Here is a 1279-nt window from a genome sequence, read left to right as displayed (position 1 = left end):
CGACTCGGCCGGTGCGTCGGCGGCGGGAGCCTCGGTGGCCGGTGCCGCGTCAGTGGCCGGAGCCGGTGCCGCGGCGGCGGGTTTGGCGCCGGGGGCCTTGGCCCCGCCCTTCATGCCCAGTCCACCACCGGGTGCCTTGGCGCCGCCCTTCATGCCGAGGCCCTTGACCGGAGCGGCCGGGGTCTCGGCGGCGGGAGCGGCCTCGGCGGTCGCGTCCGCGGCCGGAGCCGCGGCCTTGGCGCCGGGAGCCTTCGCTCCACCCTTCATGCCCAGACCACCGGGTGCTTTCGCCGCGCCCTTCATGCCCAGGCCCTTGGCCGGAGCAGCCGGGGCCTCGGCGGCGGGAGCGGCCTCGGTGGCCGGAGCGGTGGCCTTGGCGCCGGGAGCCTTCGCGGCGCCCTTCATGCCCAGACCACCACCGGGTGCCTTGGCGGCGCCCTTCATGCCCAGCCCACCGCCGGCCGGTGCCGTCTTCGGGGCTGCCGCAGCCTCCGTCGCCGCCGCCTCGGTCGCGGTCGCGGTCGCGGGGGCGGGTGTGGGTTCGGTGGCGGGTTCGGGTTTGGGTTGCTGGATGACGGTGAGGTTCTCGGTCAGGGTGGCCGGCTCGACGCGGTCGATGGAGTCGAGCATGAGCTGGGCGACGTCGACGACCTCGACGCCTTCGCCCTGGCCGGATTCCTCGCGGGCGGTGACACCGTCGGTGAGCATGACCCGGCAGAACGGGCAGCCGGTGGCGATCTTGGCGGGGCTGGTGGACAGGGCCTCGTCGACGCGGTCGATGTTGATGCGTTTGCCGAGTTGTTCTTCCATCCACATCCGTGCGCCACCGGCGCCGCAGCACATGGAACGTTCACCGTGGCGGGGCATCTCGACCAGGGTCGAGCCCGAGGCTTCCATCAGTTCACGCGGGGCGTTGTAGATCTTGTTGTGACGGCCCAGGTAGCAGGGGTCGTGGTAGGTGACGTTCTGAGTCACCGAGGCCACCGGCACCAGCTTCTTGGTCCGCACCAGCCGGTTGAGCAGCTGGGTGTGGTGCACGACCTCGTAGGTGCCCCCGATCTGGGGGTATTCGTTGTTGAGGGCGTTGAAGCAGTGCGCGCAGGTCACCACGATCTTCTTGCGGGACTGCTCGACCCCGTCGAAGACCGCGTTGATCACCTCGATGTTCTGGGCGGCCAGCTGCTGGAACAGGAACTCGTTACCCGCGCGGCGGGCCGAGTCGCCGGTGCAGGTCTCCTCCGCGCCCAGGACCATGAACTTGGTGCCCGCGGTGGCCAGC

Annotated in this window: 1 protein-coding gene; it reads right to left on the bottom strand. The window is 71.4% G+C overall.

The window, feature by feature from the left end:
• On the bottom strand, nt 1–1279 hold a 1279-nt coding region (locus ON36_RS26960), incomplete at both ends, for a (Fe-S)-binding protein (protein ID WP_043659259.1).

This window comes from Nocardia thailandica NBRC 100428 (assembly GCF_000308795.1).
Classification (GTDB): Bacteria; Actinomycetota; Actinomycetes; order Mycobacteriales; family Mycobacteriaceae; genus Nocardia; species Nocardia thailandica.
Note: the sequence above shows the minus strand (reverse complement) of the source record. Positions and strands in the feature narration are given on the sequence as shown.